Raw genomic sequence first — 2,317 nt, forward strand, 5'->3', positions numbered from 1 at the left:
ATGAACCCCGTTTCCTTCCTCATTCCTCGATTTGATTCATGAGAAAGGATTCTTTCATGCGGTTACTATCCCCGCCAAAAAGAACTAAATGAGAATGGTGGATCAACCGATCCACAACGGCTTCTGTCAGGACCGGATCCCCAAATACGTGATTCCATTCTCCAAATTGCAGATTTGTCGTGATGATGATACTTCTTTTTTCATAACACAGAGAGATCACTTGAAATAAAAGCTCTGCTCCTTGCTTATGAAGCGGAATATAGCCAAGTTCATCCAATATAAGCAAATCCAATTTCTCTATCTTCTTAAATAGCTTGGTTAATGTGCCTTTTTCATTGGCATCCAGCAACTCATTTGCCAGGGTGGCCACCGTGTAGAACTTTACTTTTTTGCCATACTGATAAATGGCATGCAACCCGATACGGGTGGCAAGAAATGTTTTGCCGGCTCCTACCCCGCCATAAAAGATCATGTTTTCTTGATGCTTTAGGAAAGCTCCGTGTAACACCCCTTCCGGGGTCAATCCTTGGCCAAGCTTGATATTCTTCCAATCAAATGTTTTATTAGGCTCCTTCGGCAATGTGGCTGCCTTCAATAGTAAGTTGATCTTACGCGCTTCCCGTTGTTCGATTTCCCGCGCCAACAGCTTATATAAATACTCTTCCTGAGAGGACGCTTCGATCTCCTGAAAATGTTCCCGCACCCAGCTTAACTTTAAGCGTTTCGCATATTCTTGAATCTCTTCCTGCATCAGGTTTCCCTCCCTGACAGCTGAAAGAAGTCATCATAACGCGTCATTCCCCGTTGTGCTTCCGGCATCGTGGGAACCTCCTGCTGGATTGTAATTGCTTCCCGGAAACCTCTGCCGTTGACGAGCTGATGGAACATTTGCCGAATGGCGTCCGGCGAAGGATGCGCATGTCTCGAAGCAGCTTGTAACGCTTCCGTAGCGATTTCCATCCGATGGTCCTTCAGTAATGTCGATAGAAGCTTCAATGTCTCTTTTACTTCCTCGTACGTGCATGCCTGTAAGTATTCTTGCCAAGGCTGCGGCAGCTGGTCATAGAAAGAAGTGTATTTCATCGCATTCGGCCGACGGGCCATGAGGGATAAGTACGGCTGCCACTTCATCACCACTTCCCCCTCATAAGAACGTATATGACGGACGATCGTCTCGTATTGATCCGTCAGGATCTGGATCGTATCATAGGTGATTCCGACCAATACGCGTTGTCCCGCATAACGAGGGGAAGTAGAATATTTGCTGCCATCGATGGCCACATATCCATATTTATTCGCTTTAATGGTTTCGTAGCGAATCACTTCATAGCTTTTCTCGGGTAAGTAAAAGAGCGCTTGCTGATCGGCTTCAAACAGTTCGGAAATCTTCGATTTTTTCTCGAAGTGCGCACGATCTCTATCCGCAATACAAGTCTTCCATAAGCCTGCATTGACTTCCTCCAGATCAAATACCTTCCGTTCGGGAAGAAAGAAGTTATTCCGCACATATTTCACCATCGCTTCCACATGGCCTTTTTCATTTCCTGCACCAGGGTTACAGAACTCGTAGGCAAACCCGTAATGGAGTGCAAATCGGTGGAAACCTTCTGTTAATTGCCGTTTGCCGTGCGGCAACACCTTTTTCACGGCGGGGGACAGGTTATCAAAACGGATTCTCCTTGGTACTCCTCCCACATGCTCAAAAAATCGTTTCAACCCTTCAAGGAAACAGTCCTGATTTTCTGATTCAAACACTTGCACGACAAAAGCATTGCTGTAAGGGAAAGAGAGGACTAAATACGGCAGTTCCACGATCTCCCCATGCCGTTGAAACGGAGCTTGTCCAAAATCGACTTGGGCATCTCCCGGCTTCGATTCCAACGGAAGCGCAGCTTGATGACTCTCTTCTTGTAAGCTTACTTTTCGTTTAGATATATAATCTCGTACCGTTCTTTCTGACCCTTCAAAATGACATTCGTCACACAGCTGCTGCCAAATGCGTTTGGCAGTTCTTCTGTATTTCTTTTTCTTCTTTCCATCGTCGATCAACCATTGATCCACCTGCTCTTTTACAGGATCCATCACAGGGGACCGCTGTTTCTTTCTCGTTTGTTTTTTTGCCTGGAACTCTTCTTGATCTGCATATTTTTTTACGGTTCTAGCATCCGTGTTTGTTCTTCTCGCCACCTCGGAATAGCTATGACCTTTAGCGTTCACTTCACTTCTGATATAATTAACGGTGTCCACTTGTAACATCTCCTCATTTACCTCCTGCCAGAAAAATGGGTCCAACAGGAGTGTATTTGATTATGGGGGG

Annotated in this window: 2 protein-coding genes; both read right to left on the reverse strand. The window is 45.6% G+C overall.

Annotation, left to right across the window (positions count from 1 at the left end; translation table 11 throughout):
• Positions 1-19 precede the first annotated feature (19 nt).
• Positions 20-751, reverse strand: a complete 732-nt coding sequence (istB, locus tag HCN83_RS17820; protein WP_168009764.1) for an IS21-like element helper ATPase IstB — start codon at positions 749-751, stop codon at positions 20-22.
• Entirely contained in the window at positions 751-2,256 is a 1,506-nt protein-coding gene (gene istA, locus HCN83_RS17825; RefSeq protein ID WP_168009766.1) for an IS21 family transposase, read from the reverse strand. Before istA ends, istB begins: the two co-directional genes overlap by 1 nt.
• Between the last annotated feature and the right edge of the window lie 61 nt (positions 2,257-2,317).

This window comes from Alkalicoccus luteus (genome assembly GCF_012034335.1).
Classification (GTDB): domain Bacteria; phylum Bacillota; class Bacilli; order Bacillales; family Salisediminibacteriaceae; genus Alkalicoccus; species Alkalicoccus luteus_A.

Coding starts and splice junctions, on each gene's coding strand:
- istA (WP_168009766.1), bottom strand. CDS start 2,256: ATGTTACAAGTGGACACCGTTAATTATATCAGAAGTGAAGTGAACGCT.
- istB (WP_168009764.1), bottom strand. CDS start 751: ATGCAGGAAGAGATTCAAGAATATGCGAAACGCTTAAAGTTAAGCTGG.